The sequence below is a fragment of the Flavihumibacter profundi genome (assembly GCF_020076305.1).
Lineage (GTDB): Bacteria > Bacteroidota > Bacteroidia > Chitinophagales > Chitinophagaceae > Flavihumibacter > Flavihumibacter profundi.
Map to the genome: position 1 here is coordinate 487,812 of NZ_JAIQXE010000003.1, position 20,384 is coordinate 508,195.

13 protein-coding genes are annotated in these 20,384 nt (G+C 43.3%); 2 read left to right on the forward strand and 11 right to left on the reverse strand.

Going from position 1 to position 20,384, the window contains the following annotated elements; genetic code table 11:
* Positions 1-4: 4 nt before the first annotated feature.
* The 5 genes from LAQ65_RS16795 to LAQ65_RS16815 form a co-directional block, all read right to left on the reverse strand.
* Positions 5-880, reverse strand: a complete 876-nt coding sequence (locus tag LAQ65_RS16795; protein WP_224118157.1) for a sugar phosphate isomerase/epimerase family protein — start codon at positions 878-880, stop codon at positions 5-7.
* A gap of 24 nt (positions 881-904) precedes the next feature.
* A complete protein-coding gene (locus LAQ65_RS16800) occupies positions 905-3,274 on the reverse strand; it encodes a TonB-dependent receptor (protein WP_224118158.1) in 2,370 nt (789 codons plus the stop codon).
* Between the two features lie 32 nt (positions 3,275-3,306).
* Positions 3,307-6,753 (reverse strand): ThuA domain-containing protein, encoded by a 3,447-nt coding sequence (locus LAQ65_RS16805; protein ID WP_224118159.1) that lies wholly within the window; start codon positions 6,751-6,753, stop codon positions 3,307-3,309.
* Between the two features lie 12 nt (positions 6,754-6,765).
* The gene (locus LAQ65_RS16810) at positions 6,766-8,340 is read right to left on the reverse strand and encodes a GDSL-type esterase/lipase family protein (RefSeq protein WP_224118160.1); all 1,575 of its coding nucleotides are present in this window, start codon (positions 8,338-8,340) and stop codon (positions 6,766-6,768) included.
* Positions 8,341-8,449: 109 nt separating this feature from the next.
* Positions 8,450-11,467, reverse strand: coding sequence for a family 78 glycoside hydrolase catalytic domain (locus LAQ65_RS16815; protein ID WP_224118161.1), 3,018 nt, complete (start codon positions 11,465-11,467; stop codon positions 8,450-8,452).
* A 279-nt stretch (positions 11,468-11,746) separates the two neighbouring features.
* Between LAQ65_RS16815 and LAQ65_RS16820 the strand changes: the two genes are divergently transcribed.
* Positions 11,747-12,778 (forward strand): winged helix-turn-helix domain-containing protein, encoded by a 1,032-nt coding sequence (locus LAQ65_RS16820; RefSeq protein WP_224118162.1) that lies wholly within the window; start codon positions 11,747-11,749, stop codon positions 12,776-12,778.
* Positions 12,779-12,785: 7 nt separating this feature from the next.
* Here LAQ65_RS16820 and LAQ65_RS16825 read toward each other — a convergent pair whose 3' ends face one another.
* The 6 genes from LAQ65_RS16825 to rlmD form a co-directional block, all read right to left on the reverse strand.
* Entirely contained in the window at positions 12,786-13,172 is a 387-nt protein-coding gene (locus tag LAQ65_RS16825) for a Dabb family protein (protein WP_224118163.1), read from the reverse strand.
* Positions 13,173-13,182: 10 nt separating this feature from the next.
* Positions 13,183-14,682: a cysteine--tRNA ligase gene (gene cysS / locus LAQ65_RS16830; RefSeq protein ID WP_224118164.1), complete on the reverse strand. Its 1,500-nt coding sequence runs from the start codon at positions 14,680-14,682 to the stop codon at positions 13,183-13,185.
* 68 nt (positions 14,683-14,750) lie between these two features.
* Positions 14,751-15,893, reverse strand: coding sequence for an endonuclease/exonuclease/phosphatase family protein (locus LAQ65_RS16835; RefSeq protein ID WP_224118165.1), 1,143 nt, complete (start codon positions 15,891-15,893; stop codon positions 14,751-14,753).
* 8 nt (positions 15,894-15,901) lie between these two features.
* Entirely contained in the window at positions 15,902-16,828 is a 927-nt protein-coding gene (locus tag LAQ65_RS16840; protein WP_224118166.1) for a rhomboid family intramembrane serine protease, read from the reverse strand.
* An 11-nt stretch (positions 16,829-16,839) separates the two neighbouring features.
* Positions 16,840-17,442 carry a rhomboid family intramembrane serine protease gene (locus tag LAQ65_RS16845; protein WP_224118167.1) on the reverse strand — a complete coding sequence of 201 codons (603 nt, stop codon included), beginning with the start codon at positions 17,440-17,442 and terminating at the stop codon, positions 16,840-16,842.
* A 9-nt stretch (positions 17,443-17,451) separates the two neighbouring features.
* A complete protein-coding gene (gene rlmD, locus LAQ65_RS16850; protein WP_224118168.1) occupies positions 17,452-18,855 on the reverse strand; it encodes a 23S rRNA (uracil(1939)-C(5))-methyltransferase RlmD in 1,404 nt (467 codons plus the stop codon).
* A gap of 63 nt (positions 18,856-18,918) precedes the next feature.
* Here rlmD and LAQ65_RS16855 point away from each other — a divergent pair, with 63 nt between their 5' ends.
* Positions 18,919-20,382 carry a thioredoxin-like domain-containing protein gene (locus LAQ65_RS16855; protein WP_224118169.1) on the forward strand — a complete coding sequence of 488 codons (1,464 nt, stop codon included), beginning with the start codon at positions 18,919-18,921 and terminating at the stop codon, positions 20,380-20,382.
* Positions 20,383-20,384 lie beyond the last annotated feature (2 nt).

Genomic DNA, 20,384 nt, shown 5'->3' on the forward strand with positions numbered 1-20,384 from the left:
ATAATTATTTTAATTTACCCACCTGTTCATTATAGTAGGTAATAGTTTCCTTTAATGAAGGCAGGTTGCTTGGCTTGCCTTCATAATCACGCTCAACATTAATATTTCCTTTAAATCCCTGGCGTTTGAGCTCTTCAAAGACAGCCGGGAAATTTACAACGCCGGTGCCTACCCGAACATCAAGCAATTTGGAGTCATTAAATGCAGCAATATCTTTCAGGTGGATGGCCATGATATGGCCGGCTAATTTCTTCACACCTTCAACCGGATCTACACCACTTTTTGGCCAATGGCCAAGATCGGCACATGCGCCAAAATTAGGATGGCCTTTAATCGCTGCCAATACAGAATCCGGATGCCAGTAGGCACTCACACCTTTCCAATGTTCATGTATTGCCAGCTTCAAGCCATAAAGGCCTGCAAGGCTGTCTATGCTATCCCATAAATATACCGGAGGTTCCCCAACTACGAATTTTACACCGAACTGTTTGGCAATATCAAATTGTTTTTTCCAGGATGCCACCGTAGTATCCCCTGCAATATAAATTGACTCCATGGCCAGCCCCTTCGACTGCAACAAAAGTTTCAGTTTCTCAATTCCATCGGGGGAAAGCTGGCCAACAACAGTATCCTTTAATTCAATACCGGCCTTTTGAAACATATTGGCTTCAACGTATTTAATTCCTGAACTATCCACTTTATCCAATGCATCGGGAAAGGAAAAAGTATGGAAAGTCCACAAAGCCACACCCAATTTCCACTCATTCGGGCCATCGCCTGAAGCAGTTGTATTTTCCTGTTTTTTTGGCTGCCCACCACAGGCAACAAGGAGGAGCGCAAACAACAGGAACTTACAACTGCTTAAATTAACATGTTTCATAATGCGGTTTCAGGCCTTAATTAATTAAAAGCGAAATGTGCCGGTTAAACCAACTGTAGAAGGATCACCCAAATGCACCGCCCCAAAATCATAGGCATATGCGATATATTTTTTACCCGTCAGGTTCCTACCCCAGAAAAATAACCCAAATGCCCTGGCATTAACGCCTATCCTCGCATTGAGGACCTGGTAGGGTGATTGCCTGATAGTATTGGCAAGATCAAAATACTGCTGCCCTAAATACATCCATTCGCCCCTTGCAACCAGCGTTACCTGGTTCTTTACAGAAACCGGGTAGCTGTATTGCAGCGCAAGCATTGAAGTCATATCAGGTGTAAAAATCTGCTTCTTACCATCCAGGTCAACTTCTTCACCATTCTGTGACAATTTCAATGAACTGTATTTCGCGTTTGTATAACCTAAATTATAATCCACTTCAAATCCTTTAAATGGCCTGGCGGAAATCTCCAGCTCTACACCCATGCTATTTAGTTTACCGGTATTCCTGGTAACCGTAATGGCTTCCGGTAAAACCAGCGTGGGTACCTGTGCATCAGTTACGGTGGTATAGAAAGCAGTAACGTTAATGCGCAAGCGGTTATTCAGTACCGAATTCTTCCAGCCAACTTCTATGTTATTACTATATTCCGGCTTATACGGATATAGGGGGGGCTGTGAAGGATCGGCAGATAATTGGGTAAGTCCACCCGTGCGGAAGCCCCTGCTGTAATTGGCGAAAAGGTTACTGTTTCCTGAAACCTGGTAGGCGACACCCAGCTTAGGTGAAAGTGCACTGAAATTCACTGTGGTAGCCGTATCCGGTTGCGTTGTAATTGCATCCTGCCCATCTTTCTGGTACTCTCCTTTTACATTCATGTACCTGGATTCATAGTCATAACGGAGCCCGCCAATTAACTGGACTTTCTTTGTTAGCGCATATCCCAGCTGACCAAAGAAGGCTACACCCTTATTCTTTGCAGTACTACTATTGATTGTTGAAAAATTAACATCTGGTACGCCCATCATTCCGGCATCTTCTCCAAAGTGAGTGGCTTGTTTCGATGGATTATGCTGACTGAAAAAATAAGTACCTGCAACCCAGTTAAAACGTTCAGATTTTTGTGGCGTTGAATTAAACCTGAATTCCTGTGTGAACACTTTCACTTTATTCCAGTCATTCCCGTAATCATTTATTATAGTAACGCCATCGATAGGTGAGAAATCACCATCAATGGGCGACTTATAAATCCGGCGATTTGTTTGCCAGGCTGTTTGTGAACTGAACTGAAATCCTTTGCCCTCATGTAGCAGTGTAAGGGAACTGTTCAGGGTATTATCCACCATTTCCCCAATGGCATTCTGGTTCAGCTTATACGGATTTGCAAAAGCCTCCTCAACACCAAAAACCATGGGGTAGGCTCCGAAATTCCTGTTGTTCTGGTGCTTTACATTTGCGGTTATTGTCCACTTATCGCTAATGAGGTATTTCAGGTAATAATTGCCGGTGAGCGCTTTTTGATTATCAAAAGGCTGATGATTGAATTCATTCGTATAATAGCCATCCCTTTGCTGATATACGCCAGAAGCACCAAAGAATAGCTTACCCTTAACCAGCGGCGTACGAACACCGGCTGCGTAACGCTGCAAACCATAATCCCCCATGCTTACCTCGGCAAATCCAGTGGTTGTATTAGCTGGTTGTTTGGTAATGATATTGATTACACCACCCATGGCATTCCGGCCATACAATGTACCCTGTGGTCCACGCAGCACTTCTATACGCTCAATGTCGGCAAGTTGCGGTATATAGGTGTCGAGGCTAAACTGGTTTACACCATCAACATAAACAGCAACGGCGGGGTCATAAGAAGTGGTTGTGATGCCCCTTATGGAAGTAACATTCCTGTCGTCACCTGAATTTCCGGAATACAGGTTTGGAACAATAGCCGTTAGCTCCTTGCTATTCCATAAACGGTATTGCTCCACCTGTCGGCTACTCAATGCTGTAATACTAAGTGGCGTTTTTTGTAACTGCTGCTCGCTTTTATTAGCTGTTACCACAATATCATCCAATTGCGTAGCCTGGTCCTGCAATACAAAAACAAGCTGAGCCGATTCTTGCTGTCCAACAACTATAGCCTGGCTCTGAGCAGCATATCCAATACATGTCAGCTCAATTTCATAATTGCCCGGTGCTAAACCGGGAAAGTTAAACTTGCCATTCATATCACTCACCACGGCCTTCAGGGTATTCAGTAAATGAATTGAAACATTCGGTAATGGATGGGCATTCTTATCTGATACAGTGCCCTGTAAGGAAAACAATTGCTGACTATAACTTACTGCACTGATAAAAACTACGATTGCTATTAATAAGATTCTTTTGCCCAACATTTTACTTTGCTCTACTTATTAAAAAATTAAAACTATTTAGAAATTAACTGAATGGCTTGCAATGCTGCCTGGTCAGATCCACCTGGATCCTTAGGATTGCTAATTATATACAGGCTATGTCTTTTGCCATCTGTAACAGGTTCCAGTTTTACAGACAACATGGTTCCTCCAAATTTACCACCAGGTCCTTTATCGGCAAGGCCGCCCGGCAATACTACCTCACCCAGCTTTTTCCCGTCGGGGGCATCAAGCCTTACTTCAAAAGTAAAACCACTTTTGGGAGCTACCTGCCAGCCAGCTGCAAAGTCAGCTGCATTGATACCGGAAAGATCAAGGTTTTCAAAACTAAATGAGCCGGTTGACTTTGGAATGACCATCAGGGTCATGTCATTATAATCCACCACCGAAAATTCCTTTAGGTTAGTGGCTGATTCAAAATTTAATTTTGTACTGATCAATGCAGCTGAAGAACTGCCAGACAGGGGTTTAATATTGTTACCACCCTTATCTGTATAACTGGCAGAGATAACAAGTACACCATTATTAATCGGTTTTTTATTTAGTGTAGGAGCTACTGTTCCTGATGCCGGAAGGGATTTTACCGCCTTTGCACTACCGGCCAATGACTGGATATATGATATAATTTGCCGCATATCTTCCGGTTTCAAGGAAGGATGCGCAGGCATTGCCACTTCACCCCAAACTCCAGAACCACCTTTTGTGATCTTATTGGACAGATAGGCCGCTGCATCCGCTTGCTTCTCGTACTTTTTAGCCACATCAATAAATGCTGGCCCGATTGATTTTTCATTTGCCTTATGACAAGATTTACAATCGAGGGTTTGAATCATGCTTTTGCCCATAATGATGTCGGAAACAACCTGGTGCCCCATTGAAGCACCGGCTTTATCGGTTCCCTCAACGTAATCGGCAGAAACATATAAGCCAGACATATCAGTTGCTGCAGTGGGATCATTCTTGTCCTGAACACTTACTGAATATGATACCGGTTTGCCTGGAAAATAAAATGACTGGTTCCCATTTATATGAACAGTCACTTCAGGCGCATCATTTCCTGCATATACATTTATTGAAGGACTGTTCGAGGATTTATTTTTATCATCGCTCACAACAACAGAAATGGCATAATCTCCCGGCTTTTCATAAGTATAGGAAATTGCAGGTTCAGTTGTTTCCTTCTTCACACCATTGCCCAAATTCCAGGTATAGGTCAGCTTATCTTTTTCAGGGTCTTTTGCTTCAACTTTCGCTACAACCTTATATGGCAATGCGCCAGAGGTCTTATCAACACTGATACCAGTAATTTTCGGTGCACGGTTTCCGGCATTATAGTCAATCCTCGCCAGGCCGGCGTCTGGATTTTTTGAAAACCAGCCACTTCCATATTCAAGCAGGTAAATCCTACCGTCAGGGCCCACTTCAATATCTATCGCAGAATTCAATTTAGTATTTTCTATGAAAGGCTCCATCTTGTCAAAGTCGCCATTTTCACGCATAGTAACTACCTTTATCCAGCCACGGATCCAATCTGATATGAATAATTTCTTATTATAATAATCAGGATATCTTGTTTCTTTAGGAAACATGTCGGTATAATAAACCGGGCCTGCTATTGCGTTCCTGCCACCTGTTTTTACTTGCGGAAAATCTTTTGAAGGGCCATAGGGATACCAGATAAATGCCGGCTGAGCTGGCGGCAACTCCTTAATTCCGGTATTGTTACGCGATGTATTTATCGGTTTGGCAGGATCAAAAACTGGTCCGGTTTTCCCTGTCGCATAATCATATTCATGGTAGGGGTAATTATTGCCAACAAATAGTGGCCATCCGAAGAAACCTGCTTTACGCGCCTGGTTAATTTCATCATAACCCATTGGCCCTCTCACATCAAAACTATCACTATTCGCATCCGGACCTACTTCACCCCAATAGAGAAATCCGTTTTTCTGGTCTACCGAAATACGGTAAGGATTCCTGTTTCCCTGTACATATATTTCAGGCCGGGTACCTGGTGTTCCTTTCGGATACAGGTTGCCTTCAGGTATCTCATAACTGCCATCAGGCTTTACACGTATACGCAATATTTTACCCCGAAGGTCATTGGCATTGCCCGATGAACGCCTGGCGTCATATTGTTCGTGACCCGGCCGGTCGTCCAATGGTGCATAACCATTATTAACATAGGGCATATTTTTCTCATTAAATGGCGTTGAATTATCACCCGTTGATACAAAAAGCAACCCATCTTTATCAAATGCTACAGATCCGCCCGTATGGCAGCAGATCTCCCGCTGGGAATAAAACTGTAACACTACTTTTTCATTAATAAGCGAATCATTTTCAAAAGTGAAGCGGGAAAGCCTGTTTACGGAAGTATCAGCCGGACTATAAAAAATATATACATACTTATTCTTTGCAAAATCAGGATCAGCTTTTATACCAAGCACGCCTTCTTCCGCATTAGCGCCGGCGGTTTTCGTTTTAAAATAAGCATCCAGAAACAAAACCTGCTTCAAGGTTGAATCGCTATTTCTATACCTTAATACTTCACCCCTTCGCTGTGTAATCAGGATATCCAGATTAGGCAGGATAGTCATCTCTGTGGGCTCATACAACTGGCCGGTAATCAGTACAGTTTTGGTGAACCGGTCTTCAGAAGGCACGTTTTGCGTGGTCGCTTTGGAATAATCCAGTTTCCTGTTTTCACCAATTGCATATTTAATTCCACCAAGCAAATGCTTTAAATATGGCTCCTCTGAATATGATTCTGCAGTATGACCAAGTTCTGTATAGAATGCCCTTCCTCCATCAAAGTCATGGTACCAGGCCATAGGATGGTCATCACCGTTATGACCGCCATGATAACTTTTCTCATCGATGGTCATCAGCACTTTTACATCTTTATTCAGTTTTTTAAAGCTGTAAAACTCATCCGTTCTTTTCCATTGCTCAGGAAGGTGCTTTGTTGAAATATTATCTTTATCCACCACATGCAATATGCCTTCCTGGACATTCGGAAAAGTATCTTTCATACCGGGGTGATCAAGGAAATAGGCGCCCACCAGCCGGCCATACCAGCCCCAGTCATATTCAGTGTCAGTTGCAGAATGCACGCCAACATATCCGCCACCGGCCTGGATGTAACGCTCAAAAGCTGCCTCCTGGTAATTGTTCAGCACATCACCGGTAGTGCCTAAAAAGATGACAGCAGCGTATTTTTGCAGACTGTCATCTGTAAATAATTCCGGGTTAACCGTTGTGTCAACCTCAAACTCATTCTCCTTTCCCAGTTTTTGAATTGCAGCAATTCCAATCGGGATTGATTCATGGTGAAAGCCGGCAGTTTTACTGAATATCAGTACGTGCGCCTTACCTGAACGACTGGAACATGATACTGTTCCTAAAATAATAAAAGCAATCATAACCAGGATGATTGCCGAGACGGATGATCTCATCATTGCATTGCTATTTTAATCTTTAAGTGCTTTTGCGATTTCTTTTTCAACCAGGGGTTCCATTATTTTATATCCTGCCAGGTTAGGATGGATGCCATCTCCTGCAAGGGATACGGGCAAACCATTTCTGCCATCAGCCATTGCAGAGAAGTAATCAACATAACCGCATCCGTTCTTAGCAGCATATTCTTTCAACATTTTATTTAATGCGATCACTTTAGGTGCAGGTTCCATTCCCGGACGCCAGGGGAAATCATAGGCAGGTAATACTGAAGAAATGATAACTTTTATTTTATTGGCTTTTGCAAGTGTAGCCATAGATACAATATTGCCAAAAGTTTCCTCAAGGGTCATTGGACCTGTATTACCGGCAATATCATTAATACCTGCCAAAATCACCACCACTTTAGGTTTCAGGTCTATTACATCTGGCCTGAACCTGAGCACCATTTGAGGGGTTGTTTGCCCGCTGATACCCCTGTTGATATATTGACGGCCGGCAAAAAAAGCACTGTCTGTACTTTTCCATCCTTCCGTAATTGAATTGCCCATGAAAACCACCCTGTTTTTTGCCAGGGGCATTTTTGCCACAGCCTTATTTTCATCTGCAAACCTTGCCAGGTTTGCCCAGTCATTATGGAATCTTTTTTCTCCTTCCACTTCCCATTTTTTTGATTGCTGATAATTAGTAGTGGCCATCCAGCCCATTGGATTCACAGGCCATAATAATCCTTTCTCACCCAGCCAATCGCCAAACCTTTCGATCCACGAATCTGTGGGAATATCCTGCACGCGCATACCAAATCCATGTCCGCCTTTTTCATACATATGCAATTCAGCCGGCTGACCTGCTGCCAGCCATTTATTGTAAATATCAACACTTGATGGCGCTAAACCGAATTGATCATTTGATGCTGCCACGATAAACGCCGGGGTCTTTGCAGTGGGCACTTTATTTCCAATAGCTGCAGCGGTATACGCATAAACCGGTGCTATAAAATCAGGGCGGTTATTATCATTTGCATTAAAGACCACAGACATGGTGACTGTTCCACCAGCTGAAAATCCCATGAACCCGATCCTGTGCGGATCAACTCCATAGTTCGCAGCATTCTTCCTGACATAATCAACTGCCTGAAGTCCATCGTTCAGGGCCATGGCAATAACCGGTGCATTTTCTTCTTCAAATTTTTTGCCTTCGCGTATACCATCCATCATTTCCTGTGGTGGGTTACTGGTCTTGGCATGTACGAGCCTGTACTTTAATACAAAAGCAGTAACGCCTTTCTTACTTAACCAATTGGCTACATCCATTCCTTCGCTATTAATGGACAGAACACGAAAACCGCCTCCGGGTGCGATAATCACGGCTGTGCCGGTATTGGTCCCGGCAGGTTTAACAACCGTAAGCGTAGGTTCAACAACATCATACACGACTGGTGTATTAAACATATTTACATCCATCCGTTTTTCTTCCCAGTTCCAGCTCTCAGAGCCTGGTGCTTTACCCTGATACAGTTTAATCACCTCCGGCTGAGACCAGCCATGGAAACAAAGTAGCGTGAATGTTACTATAAATATTTTTCTCATATGACAAACCATTTCAGAACCATAAATATACCCCCTTTAACCTGACTATTAATTTGCTCATCTTTTCATTTTATAGAACTATGTTAATAAAACCAGGCTCATTCCATGTCTATCGTTCACCATCAAATACCAAACCCTGCATCTCCATTCTCACTTTTACTACCTTTCCTGAACTGTTACGCGTAAACATTACGATTGCGCCATTATCGCCTTTAAAATGGTCAGAGTTAGGCCCTTCAGGGAACAATTCAGTTTCATGCCCCCAGGCAGAAATAAAAAGGCTGCCATTTTCTGCACTTACCTCCACTTCCCGAGTCATGCCTTCCTTAACCTGGTATGTACCCTCATAATCAGTTGCATTCTTTATACTGGCAAATTGATGCGAATCAATGGCTGTTGAAAAATGATACAGGCCCGATCCCGCTGTTACAACAGCATAACCGGCTTCCTCCCTGATGTATTGAATTTCTTTTTTTGCAAGAAGTGGTTTTCCACTTTCAGTGATTTCGGCCTTTGGTAAAACTGGAATATAGATGGTTGCGCTTGTATTTGCCGGAATCTCAATATCCATCTTTAACTGGTCACCTTCAATCGTCCAGCTGCTGGAAGCGATACCATAATATGTTTTCAGGCTGGCTGCAACATGGGAGAACTTCCCACCAACATGTGGCCTGATCCTGATCTTCCTGTATCCCGGACCGTCTTCCTCAGTATCCAGTCCGGCCATTACCCTGTACATCCAATCGCCAATGGCGCCATAAGCGTAATGGTTAAACGAATTCATACCCGGTGTCTGGAAGCTGCTGTCAGGTTTAATGCCATCCCATCTTTCCCAGATGGTGGTTGCACCCATTTTTACCGGGTAAAGCCATGAAGGATATGTTTCCTGTAATAATAATTTATACGCCATATTGGTATAACCAAATCGGGTTAGTACATGACAAATACGTGATGATCCCAGGAATCCTGTCGTTATATGCTGATCATAACTCTTGATATTCTCCACCAGTCTTTCTGCCGCCTGTTTACGCAATTGCTCCGGCAGCATATCAAATTCCAAAGCGAGTACATATGCAGTTTGCGTGCCTGAAACCAACCGGCCATTGGCGGTAACATATTCCCTTTGATATGCTTCCTTGATGCGGGTCAGCAGGGATTCATAATTGGCAGCATCTTCTGTCTTACCCAATACCCTGGCCGCGTTGATTAAGAGTTGTGTCGAATTTGCATAAAAGCATTGAGCCAGCATGTATTTATCAGTTACGGCTGCCCGTCCGTCATTGTCATCATCCGGACGGTAAAATAACCAGTCCCCAAAATGGAATCCTGTATTCCAAAGATCATTTTTCGCCGAACGCCGGATACTTTCCACATAACTTTTCATACTGTAATACTGGTTCTCCAGCATCCTTTTATCGCCATAAGCCAGGTACATATTCCAGGGAACAATGGTGGCCGCATCTGCCCAGCCTGCACTGCTGATGGGATTCCCCAACACATTCGGGACAACAAAAGGTACCGTGCCATTTACCTGTTCAGCTTCCAGGTCCTTTAACCATTTGGCAAAGAAATTATTGACCTGCATATTGAAAGATGCCGTACGGGAAAACGCCTGCGCATCGCCAGTCCAGCCAAGTCTTTCATCACGTTGCGGACAATCAGTCGGTACATCCAGGAAATTACCCCGCTGGCCCAACTGAATATTATGCTGCAACTGATTTATCAATTCATTGGAACTGGTAAAAGTTCCTGTTGGCGGCATATCCGAATAAAGGGAAACAGCTTCAAAATTATTGGCATTCAGTTCACCCGGGTAGCCTTCAATTTTAGCATACCTGAATCCCTGCCAGGTAAAATGCGGTTCAAACACCTCCAGCACGCCGCCTTTTAGAATATATTGGTTCTGGGCTTTGGCAGAACGCAGGTTGTCTGTATAAAAATTCCCGGCTTTATCAAGTACTTCTGCATGTGATATCCTGATAGTGTCTCCTGCATTTCCTTTTACTTTCATCACAACCCAACCCACCAGGTTCTGGCCAAAGTCAATCACTTTTTCACCAGCCGGAGTAGTAAATATTTTTACCGGCTTATACACTTCCTGTTTCCTTACCGGCTCATTATAAGTTGCCAGCAATACATCCTTAGGAAAGTTGGCCTCCCTGGCCGCATACCAATCGGTATCAGGATAACCGGCTTTCATCCAGCCTGGCTTATCCATACGCGCATCAATTGTTTCACCATTGTAGATTTCTGCATACCGAATCTGGCCGGTACTCGTCTTCCAGGTCTGGTCAGAACCAATAGTTTCAGTTGTGCCATCGTTGTAGGTAATATTCAGCTGGAACAATAATGCGATATCTTTTCCATATACATTTAAACTGTTGGTAAACCCAATTATACCCCGGTACCACCCGCTTCCTAATTCAACAGCAATTGCATTAGCACCACTTTTCAACAGGCTGGTTACGTCGTAGGTCTGGTATTGCAAGCGTTTTTTATATGCCGTCCAACCTGGTGTAAGATATGCATCTCCCACCCGCTTGCCATTAATATGCGCTTCGTACATGCCATGCGCTGTGATATATGCTGTTGCGGAAACGATTTTTTTTGCGGCAGTAAACTCTTTACGCATCAGTGGACTAGGCCGCATAACAGAGTCTTCAATATACCCGGGCATTATCCATTTTGCTTTCCATTCTCCAGCATCCAAAAAAGCTATTTGGAAATAGGCCGGTGCACTCCAGGCTGATTGTTTACCATGATTGTCCCAAACCCTTACGCGCCAGGTATATTGCTGGTTGCTTTTCAGGGCTTGCCCCTGGTAAGGCACCTGCACCGATTGACCTGAATTTTGCTTGCCGCTGTTCCAGACTGCTGTCTTTCCGGAAAGAACAGTGATCTCAAATGCGGTTTGAAGGGTATTCCTGGCAGGCGAACTTAATTGCCAGCTAAACCTGGGTTGGGCAATATCAAGGCCAATGGGGTTGTCCCTGTTTTCTGTGAGCAAATGCTGGACAGTAATCTGCGCATTAACATTTTCAGCAACAATAAGCAGTAACAACAAACAAAAGGATAGCACAATTTTGTTGGCGGCCCTGGCCAGCATCAACTTAAAACATGAAATCATGGTGGCAAATTGAATCGTTGAAAATGTAGCAATATACTGAAGGAAAATTGACCATTTTGGGGAAATTTACCATCCTGTCCCATCCTGTGGTTAAAGCAGACGGTAGTGTTTTCCCTGCAATTACACTGTATCCTTAACAAGCTTCAAATTCAGTGTGCCTGAAAATGCTTCAGGATTTGCTATTTTACAGTTTGTAAACCCGCTTATTACTATGAGCTGATAACTGAGTTGATGTTAAATTGTGCATGAATTCAGGCAGTGGCTTACTTTATAAATATTATGTTTTCTGATAACGTTTATCGGTATATTCAAATTGATGACAAGTCGGTTACACCCAAGTACCTGCAACTGACCAACTCAATTATCAAGGGGGTTGAGGCTGGTATTATTAAAAAGGACTACCAGCTGCCTTCCATCAATGACCTTAGCTATGAACTCGATATTTCACGCGACACGGCAGAGAAGGCATATCGCCACCTTAAATCTTTGGGCATTATTGGTTCTGTTCCCGGCAAAGGCTACTTTATTGCCAAAACAGACTTTATTCAGACATATAAAATTTTCCTGCTTTTTAATAAACTGAGCGCACATAAAAAGATCATATACGATTCACTGGTGAATAAACTCGGTGCAAAAGCAGCAATCGATTTTTATATCTATAATAATGACTTCAGCATATTTAAGAAATTACTGGCCGAACACAGTGAAGGATACACCCACTATGTAATCATTCCCCATTTCCTGGAAGGCGGGGAAAAGGCACACGAACTGATTAATGCCATCAAAGGGGCAAACCTGATTCTGCTCGACAAAAAAATACCTGGCATTACCCGGCCCTTTGGCGCAGTTTATGAAAATTTTAAAAAGGACATTTTTAACGCATTGGTCCAGGCTCTTCCCCAGATGCAGAAATACCAGGCTATTAAAATTATTTTCCCTTCCTATACCTATTTTCCGGAAGAAATTCTGAAAGGCTTTTTTGCTTTCTGCAGCGAGTACGCATACAATTACAAAGTTGTACGTGATTTAAAAGATGAGCCGATCAGTGACGGGGATGTATATATCAACCTCATGGAGGAAGACCTCGTCGTACTGCTAGACAAAATACAGCATACAAACCTCAAAGTGGGTAAGAACCTGGGGATCATCTCCTACAATGAAACACCGTTGAAACGATTTATTATGAATGGAATCACTACCATCTCTACAAACTTCCAGGCAATGGGTGAAGCAACTGCCCAAATGATTCTCAATAATGAGCTTGAACAAACAGAAGTTCCGTTCACTCTTACACTACGGCCTTCCTTATAAGCAGGTATTATTGCGCCGCCCAATAATCGATAACCAAAACCTTGTCGAGGTGCGGTTTTAATACTTCGCCAAATGCTTTATGTGCGGGATGCGGCAAATATACAGCCCTGTCGGCTTCTGAATTAAAGGTTACAAAAAAACAATGCGTGAAGCCCTGGTTAAGGTTCTCCGGACTATTGTTTAATCCCCATTCAAAAGATTTAATCTCTTTTATCTGACCTGGCAAAGCACGGAAAGCATCTTCTACTTTCTTAATGTCTGCTGCTGAACTGGTCTCCTTAAATTTAAACAATACCACATGGCGTAAAACTTTCCCTGTGTTCTTACTGTTCTGGGCATTTGTAATAGCTGTCATAGAAATCATTGCGAATAATAACGCGAATATATTTTTCATGCTTTTTTATTTAGGCAAAATTCACACTTACGCTGCCATCTTTTTCATCTTTTAAAATTACCCCCAGATCCTGCAATTGATTGCGGATTTTATCGCTGGTCGCGAAATCTTTCCGGCCTTTGGCTTCTTTACGGATATCAATAAGCAATTGCAGAACCCCATCCAGTTTGCTATTATCGCCACCTGCTGCCGATTGTTCATCTTTTAATCCGAAAATATCTTCAAGGTAAGCTTTAAACGCCTTGCGCATTTTTTCTACAGTGGCGGTGCTTAATGCCGTAGCGGCAATATGCTTGTCCTTAATGCCATTAATTACAGGTACCAGCTCGAACATACTGGCTAATACTTTTGCAGTATTCAGGTCGTCGTTCATGAATTCATCAAACTCATCTACCAGCTTATTACAGCGCGCATCCAGCTCTGCATCACCTGCAATGGCTGCGCCTGCTATTATTTTTCCCAATACATCATAAGCGTCCCATAAACGCCGCATACCTTTCTGGGCAGCCTGCAATGCTTCATTCCCAAAATCAAGTGTGCTGCGGTAATGTGTCTGTAAAATAAAAAAGCGTACCGTCATCGGGTGGTATGCCTGCTCCAGCAAAGGATGTGAGCCACTAAACAATTCAGTCAGCTTGATCACATTATTATAGCTCTTCCCCATTTTACGGCCGTTGATGGTAATCATATTATTGTGCAGCCAGTAACGTGCAGGAACATGGTGGTTGCAAATGGTACTTTGTGCAATTTCACTTTCATGGTGCGGAAACTGCAGGTCCATACCGCCACCATGGATATCAAATTGTTTACCCAGGTACTTGGTAGCCATTGCCGAACATTCGATATGCCAGCCGGGGAAACCTTCCCCCCATGGACTATTCCACCGCATAATATGTTCCGGGGGGGCAGCTTTCCAAAGGGCAAAATCCTGTTTGTTATTTTTTTCGTCCTGACCTTCAAGGTCGCGTGATGTTTCCAGCAGTTCATCCATTACCCTCCCGCTGAGTTTTCCATATGGATAGTGTTCGGCATATTTTACCACATTAAAATACACTGACCCGTTCTTCACGTAAGCATAGCCCGCATCAATTATGGTTTTAATCATCTCGATCTGCTCCACTATATGCCCCGTTGCGGTTGGCTCAATGCTTGGATCCAGGTTATTAAATTGCTTCATGGCCCAGTGGAACAGGTTGGTGTATTTCTGAACCAGTTCCATCGGTTCCAGTTTTTCAATCTGTGCCTTTGTGGAAATCTTGTCTTCCGCCTCGCGGCCTTCTTCCTCAAAATGACCGGCATCGGTAATATTGCGTACATACCTTACTTTATACCCCAAATGCATAAGGTAGCGGTATACCACGTCAAATGTGATAAATGGCCTGGCATGACCGAGGTGGCTCTCGCCACTAACAGTTGGTCCGCAAACATACATACCCGCATAGCCGGGTACAAGTGATTCAAAAGCCTCTTTTTGCCTTGTATAAGAATTGTATACTTTAAGTGTTGACATATGCTTGTAAAATGACTTGGATAACGTTCACTTTGGATAAAGATTATGAATTCATCTAAAATATTGGATTATTCCGGGTTTTCCAGCACCAGGTCTGCAATTACCGGGAAATGGTCCGACAGCCTGGGGTGCGGATTCCGGCATTGGACAACCCTGAATCGCTGGTCGGCCAAAATATAATCTATGCGCAAAGTTGGGGAAATGGAAGAAAAAGTCCGGCCAATGCCAAACCCTTTTTGGGTAAATACATCCTGTCTTTCTCCCTTAATGCGATGATAGGCAAAAGAGTTGGGAACATCATTGAAATCACCACAAATAATAACCGGGTATGGACTTTTATCAAGTTGCTCGCGCACCAGTTCTGCCTGTTTTTGCCTGAAACCATAAGCCTGCCTGAATTTCCTGAAAATAGCCCAGGATTTTTCAATCGTACTGTCATCGCCTTTCTTTATGTCTTCTACATTCTTGAATTCAGTGCTGGTAAATAACAAGGATTGCAAATGTGTAGTAAATACCCTGATTATTTTACCGTTTATTTCAATATCGGCGTAAATATAGCTTTCATCGGCTTTCAGGGATTTCGGACCGCCGAATTTCCATCGGCCGGTATTGCGGATCGGGTATTTTGAGAATATGGCTATACCATGCTCGTAACGTTTATCGGGCCTCCGATGGTCCATTGCATAAGAAAAATAGGAGTACCCAAGTGTATCTTTGAAATATGGAATATTGGCATCCAGTAATTTCAGGTTGTTGGATTCCAGGAATTCCTGCATACAAATAATATCGGGTTGCTGCTTCCGCACATAATCAAGGATTTCTATTCTTTTTGATTTACGCGAATGGGGACGGTAAGTCATTTCATCAAAGCGGGCCACGTTCCATTGCATAATCCTGAATGACCCGGGCTCTTTTTTTTCTGTGGACGGAGAAAAAGGATGAACCGCAAAAAATGCATTGATGGGCTTCCAGCCAATGAGCAGGGCAAAAAACGGAACCATAAACCAACGTGACCGGAAAACCACCCAGAACAATAAAAGGCAAAATACACTAAAACAGAGAAATGCAAAGCCAACGCCCAGTAAAGCGATATACCAATATTTCCCGGGAGGGATATACCAGGCCACGCAGGATAAAAGGAATATTCCCGTTACCACAATGGTAAGGGTGATAAATATCCTTTTGGTAAGGCTGCGAAGTAGCGACGGCATGATCGAATTTACAACTCATCTTCGTTAGCGGCCCGACGTAAAATGTCTTTTTCTTCGTCGGTGAGCATATGATACCCTTCCTGGTTAATCTTATCCAGTATCTGGTCTATCCTTTGTTGGGTGATGTTTGGATATTTTTTATACGGGGCATGCCCGCTTACCTTATAATAAAAACTGTCTTTCTGCTTTTTCCTGCGCGAAGGTTTATCGGGATTAAAAAGGTTTTCAAACCATTCGAAGAAATTATTGATCCAGGCACTCCAGTCGCGGCCCCGGCGCATTTGGTAAATAAATACAAAGCCCAGCGCTGCCCCGGCAAGATGAGATATATATCCAGCGACATTGCCTGTTGAAATACTGGCAAAATCTATGATTACAAACAGGGAAGTCAGTATCCATAAAGGAATACCACCATTGATCATCGGGAAAATCCGGTAATCTGGTGCCACTGTGGTAGTTGCTACTGCCACTGCCATCACCGATGTGTTTGCGCCGATCAGGCTGGCAAATGCCAGGTCGGGATGCAGACTTGGAATAAGGTAATGTGAGGCAACGAAAACCAAAGCACCAGTAAAACCACCCAAGAGGTATATAGGTACCAACTTCCTGTTTCCAGTGAGGTCCTGCAGGATATACCCAAACATCCATAGCCAAAGCAGGTTAGCAATAACATGCATCACGCTTTCATGTGTAAACATAAAGCTGATAATAGTCCATGGCCGGTAGGCCAGCTTCTCAATATTGGCCGGCAGGATAAACCAATTGAACACATTGCTGTAATAAGCATCCAGGTTCAAATCACTTAACATGTAAACGATATAGATGAATTTCAGCAATACGAAAACTACTGCATTCACTATTACCAGGTTAACCAATGCATTACCATCGGAACCCAGGAATACCCTGCTTCTGCTTTTTTCTTCTTGTACGTTCATAATGGATTATATCAATAAAACGTATTACGATTGGTTTTGTTCCACAATACTACCAGGATAAAACCGGTTATTGCACCACCAAGATGTGCCCAGTGGGCGATATTGTCACCATTTACACTGGCTATGCCTCCAAAAAGGTCCAGGGCCATTAGTCCGGGAATCGCGTATTTTGCCTTGATGGGAATAGGAATAAACATGAGGTAAAGCGGTGTATTGGGAAAAAGATAGGTAAAGGCTGCCAAAACCCCCATAATTGCCCCGGATGCACCAACTGCATAACCAAAATCACTTCCCATAAACAGTTGTGCCAAAGCAGCTACAATACCGCAGATGATATAAAAATTAAAAAAACGTTTTGGCCCCCAAACCTGTTCCAGCATGCTGCCAAACATATACAGCGTGAACATATTGAATAAAATGTGAAACCAATTATTCGTGGCATGCATAAACATATGCGTGACCAGTTGCCATATCTTGAAGTTTCCGGAGGCTATCGGCCATAATGCACCATACAATTCAAGAGGGGTTTCGGAATTCCTGAAATACATCTGTGCCAGGAATACCAGCACATTGGCAATCAAAAGGTTTTTTACTACTGGTGGTAATGATCTCATCTTTATTACTTATTTCCTCAGTTTTAACTGGACTACATTTTCAATATGGTGTGTATGCGGGAACATATCCACCGGTTTAACCCTTGTAACAATATACCTGGCATCCAGCAAATTCAGGTCGCGGGCCTGGGTTGCCGGGTTGCAACTTACGTAAACAATCAGTGGCGCTTCCATTTCCAACAGTTTCTGCACCAGTTTTTCATGCATTCCAGCCCTTGGGGGATCGGTGATGATTACATCCGGCCTGCCATTGCTTGCAAAAAAAGCGTCATCACATATATCAATTACATCACCTGCAAAAAAATCAGCATGCTCAATCTGGTTCAAAGATGCATTTTCTTTAGCATCGGCAATGGCTTCTGCCACCACTTCCACCCCAATCACTTTTGCCGCCTGCTTACTTACAAAGATGCCAATGCTACCGGTTCCGCAATACAGGTCATAAACAATTTCCTTTCCCGTTAGTTCAGCAAATTCACGGGCTACCTGGTACAAATGCTCTCCCTGGCGGGTATTGGTTTGGAAAAATGACTTTGGGCCAATTTTAAACCGGAAATCTTCAAGTTTTTCCAGCGCATACCCTTTTCCGTAATAAGTTATTGGCTCCTGGTCATGCAGGCTGTCATTCCATTTCTGGTTGATGGTATACAACAAAGTGGTAATGGCCGGGATCTTCTGCAGCAAATGATCAAGCAGCGCTTTGCGTAAGGCTTTATCTTCCTTACCAAAACAGACATTCACCATAACCTCCCCGGTAGTTAATACCCTTACAATTACAGTACGCAGGAATCCGACGTGTTCACGGATATCATAATAACTCAGTCCATTTACTGCGGCATACTCGCGGATTGTATTCCTGACCAGGTTGGCCGGTTCATGCATCAGGTGGCAGGAATAAATATCAATTACTTTATCAAATATGCGGGGAACATGGAATCCTATGGCATTCTCAGCCTGTATTTCCTGGTCTTTTTTGATTTCATCCGGCAAAAGGTATCGCCTGTTACTACAGGTGAACTCCAGTTTATTGCGATAATAACGTGTTTCAGTGCATCCAAGAATGGGTTCAATAGCCGGAAGGGCTACTTTGCCTATCCTTTTTAAATGCTGCTCCACCTCCTGCTGCTTGTATTGCAACTGCTTTTCATAGGGCAACATTTGCCATTTACACCCTCCGCAAACGCCAAAATGCTCGCAAAACGGGTCTACCCTTTCGGCAGAATACTTGTGAATCAGTACCGCTTTGCCCTCTGCCCAGTCTTTTTTGTTTTTGGTAAGGCGCACATCCACAATATCACCCGGAATTGCCCCTTCAATAAAAATGACCTTCCCGTCTACCCTGCTCAGCGCTTTCCCTTCGGCCGCATAGTCTTCAACCAATAATTTCTCCAGCGTAATATTCTTTTTGCGCATGGGGCAAAAGTAAACACAATATTATTGCAGGCAATTCGTGAAATTAGCAACTCAATCGAAGCGATGAAAAACCAGCTGATCGGTATTATGATTTTATTGAATGGATGGCTGATCAATCCTGTTATGGCACAGTCTTCCGGAAATAAAGGGTATCAACTGACTCTTTCTATTAATGCTTATCCAGCCCAGTATCTCTACCTGGGGTACCATTATGGCAAAATGAAGGCATTGGCCGATTCTGCTCTTGTTCAACCAGGGGGCAGGGCTGTTTTCAAAGGACCCGCCAAACTGCCGGGCGGCATATATTTTGTTGTTTCACCGAAAAAAGAAATCCTGTTTGAGTTGCTTCTCGACAAGGAACAAGTATTTTCAATGACCGTAGATTCAGCCAGGCTCAGCCAGGTTCAATTCATTGGTTCCACTGATAATACTGATTTTCAGGCTTATACCCGTTTTATTCAAACCAGGGGAAATGCAATATCTGAATCGCAACAGTTGCTCTTAAATGCAAAAAGCAAGGCCGATTCTTCCCGCATCCAGGAAAAATTACGTGACCTGAATACCGAAATATTGAATTACCGGTCCGATTTTATTAAAAAATCACCGGGCAGTTTCCTTAGCACCCTTTTCGCTGCACTTCAGGAACCACAGGTCCCACCAGCCGAAAAACACCCAAAAGGGGTGTATGACTCATCTTTTGCTTACCAGTATTTCAAAGCCCATTACTGGGATGGCATCAGCTTTACAGACAGCCGTTTGCTTCGGACACCCATTTTTGAAGGACGCCTCGACAAGTATTACCGTGACCTGGTATCTCCGGAACCTGATTCCATAAAAAAAGAAATTGATGGAATGCTGGCCAAGTCTAAGCCGGACAAGGATATGTACAAATACCTGCTGACCCATTTTGTGCAGCTTTATATCAATCCTCAGTATATGGGCCAGGACGCAGTTTTTGTGCACCTTTTTGAAAAGTATATTAATGAAAAACCGGAAGTCGACTGGTTTACAGAGAAGTATAAAAAATATATGACCGACCGGGCCTATTCACTCATGGCCAACCTGATTGGCAACCCGGCCTGGGATATGACCATGACCGACACAACAGGTAAAATCAGGCCACTTTATGAAGTTTCAGCCCCTTATGTTGTCCTTTGTTTCTGGGATCCTACCTGTAGTCACTGCAAAGAAATGGTACCTCACCTCGACTCTATGTACCAGCACAAATGGAAGCAACAGGGAATAAAAATCTATGGGGTTATGACCGATGGAGGAAAAGAAAACTGGCTAAGTTATATCCGTCAAAACAATCTGAAAGACTGGATACACGTTTACCAGACAGAGGAACAGCGTGAAACGGAAAAGAATTCAGGCAAACCAGGGTACAGGCAATTATATGACGTATACCAGACACCGGTTTTATATCTTCTCGATAACCAGAAAAGAATAATAGCCAAAAAATTGACATACCAGCAGATGGATGACCTGATTACAATAAAACAACAAAAAAACGCAGCCAACCGATAATT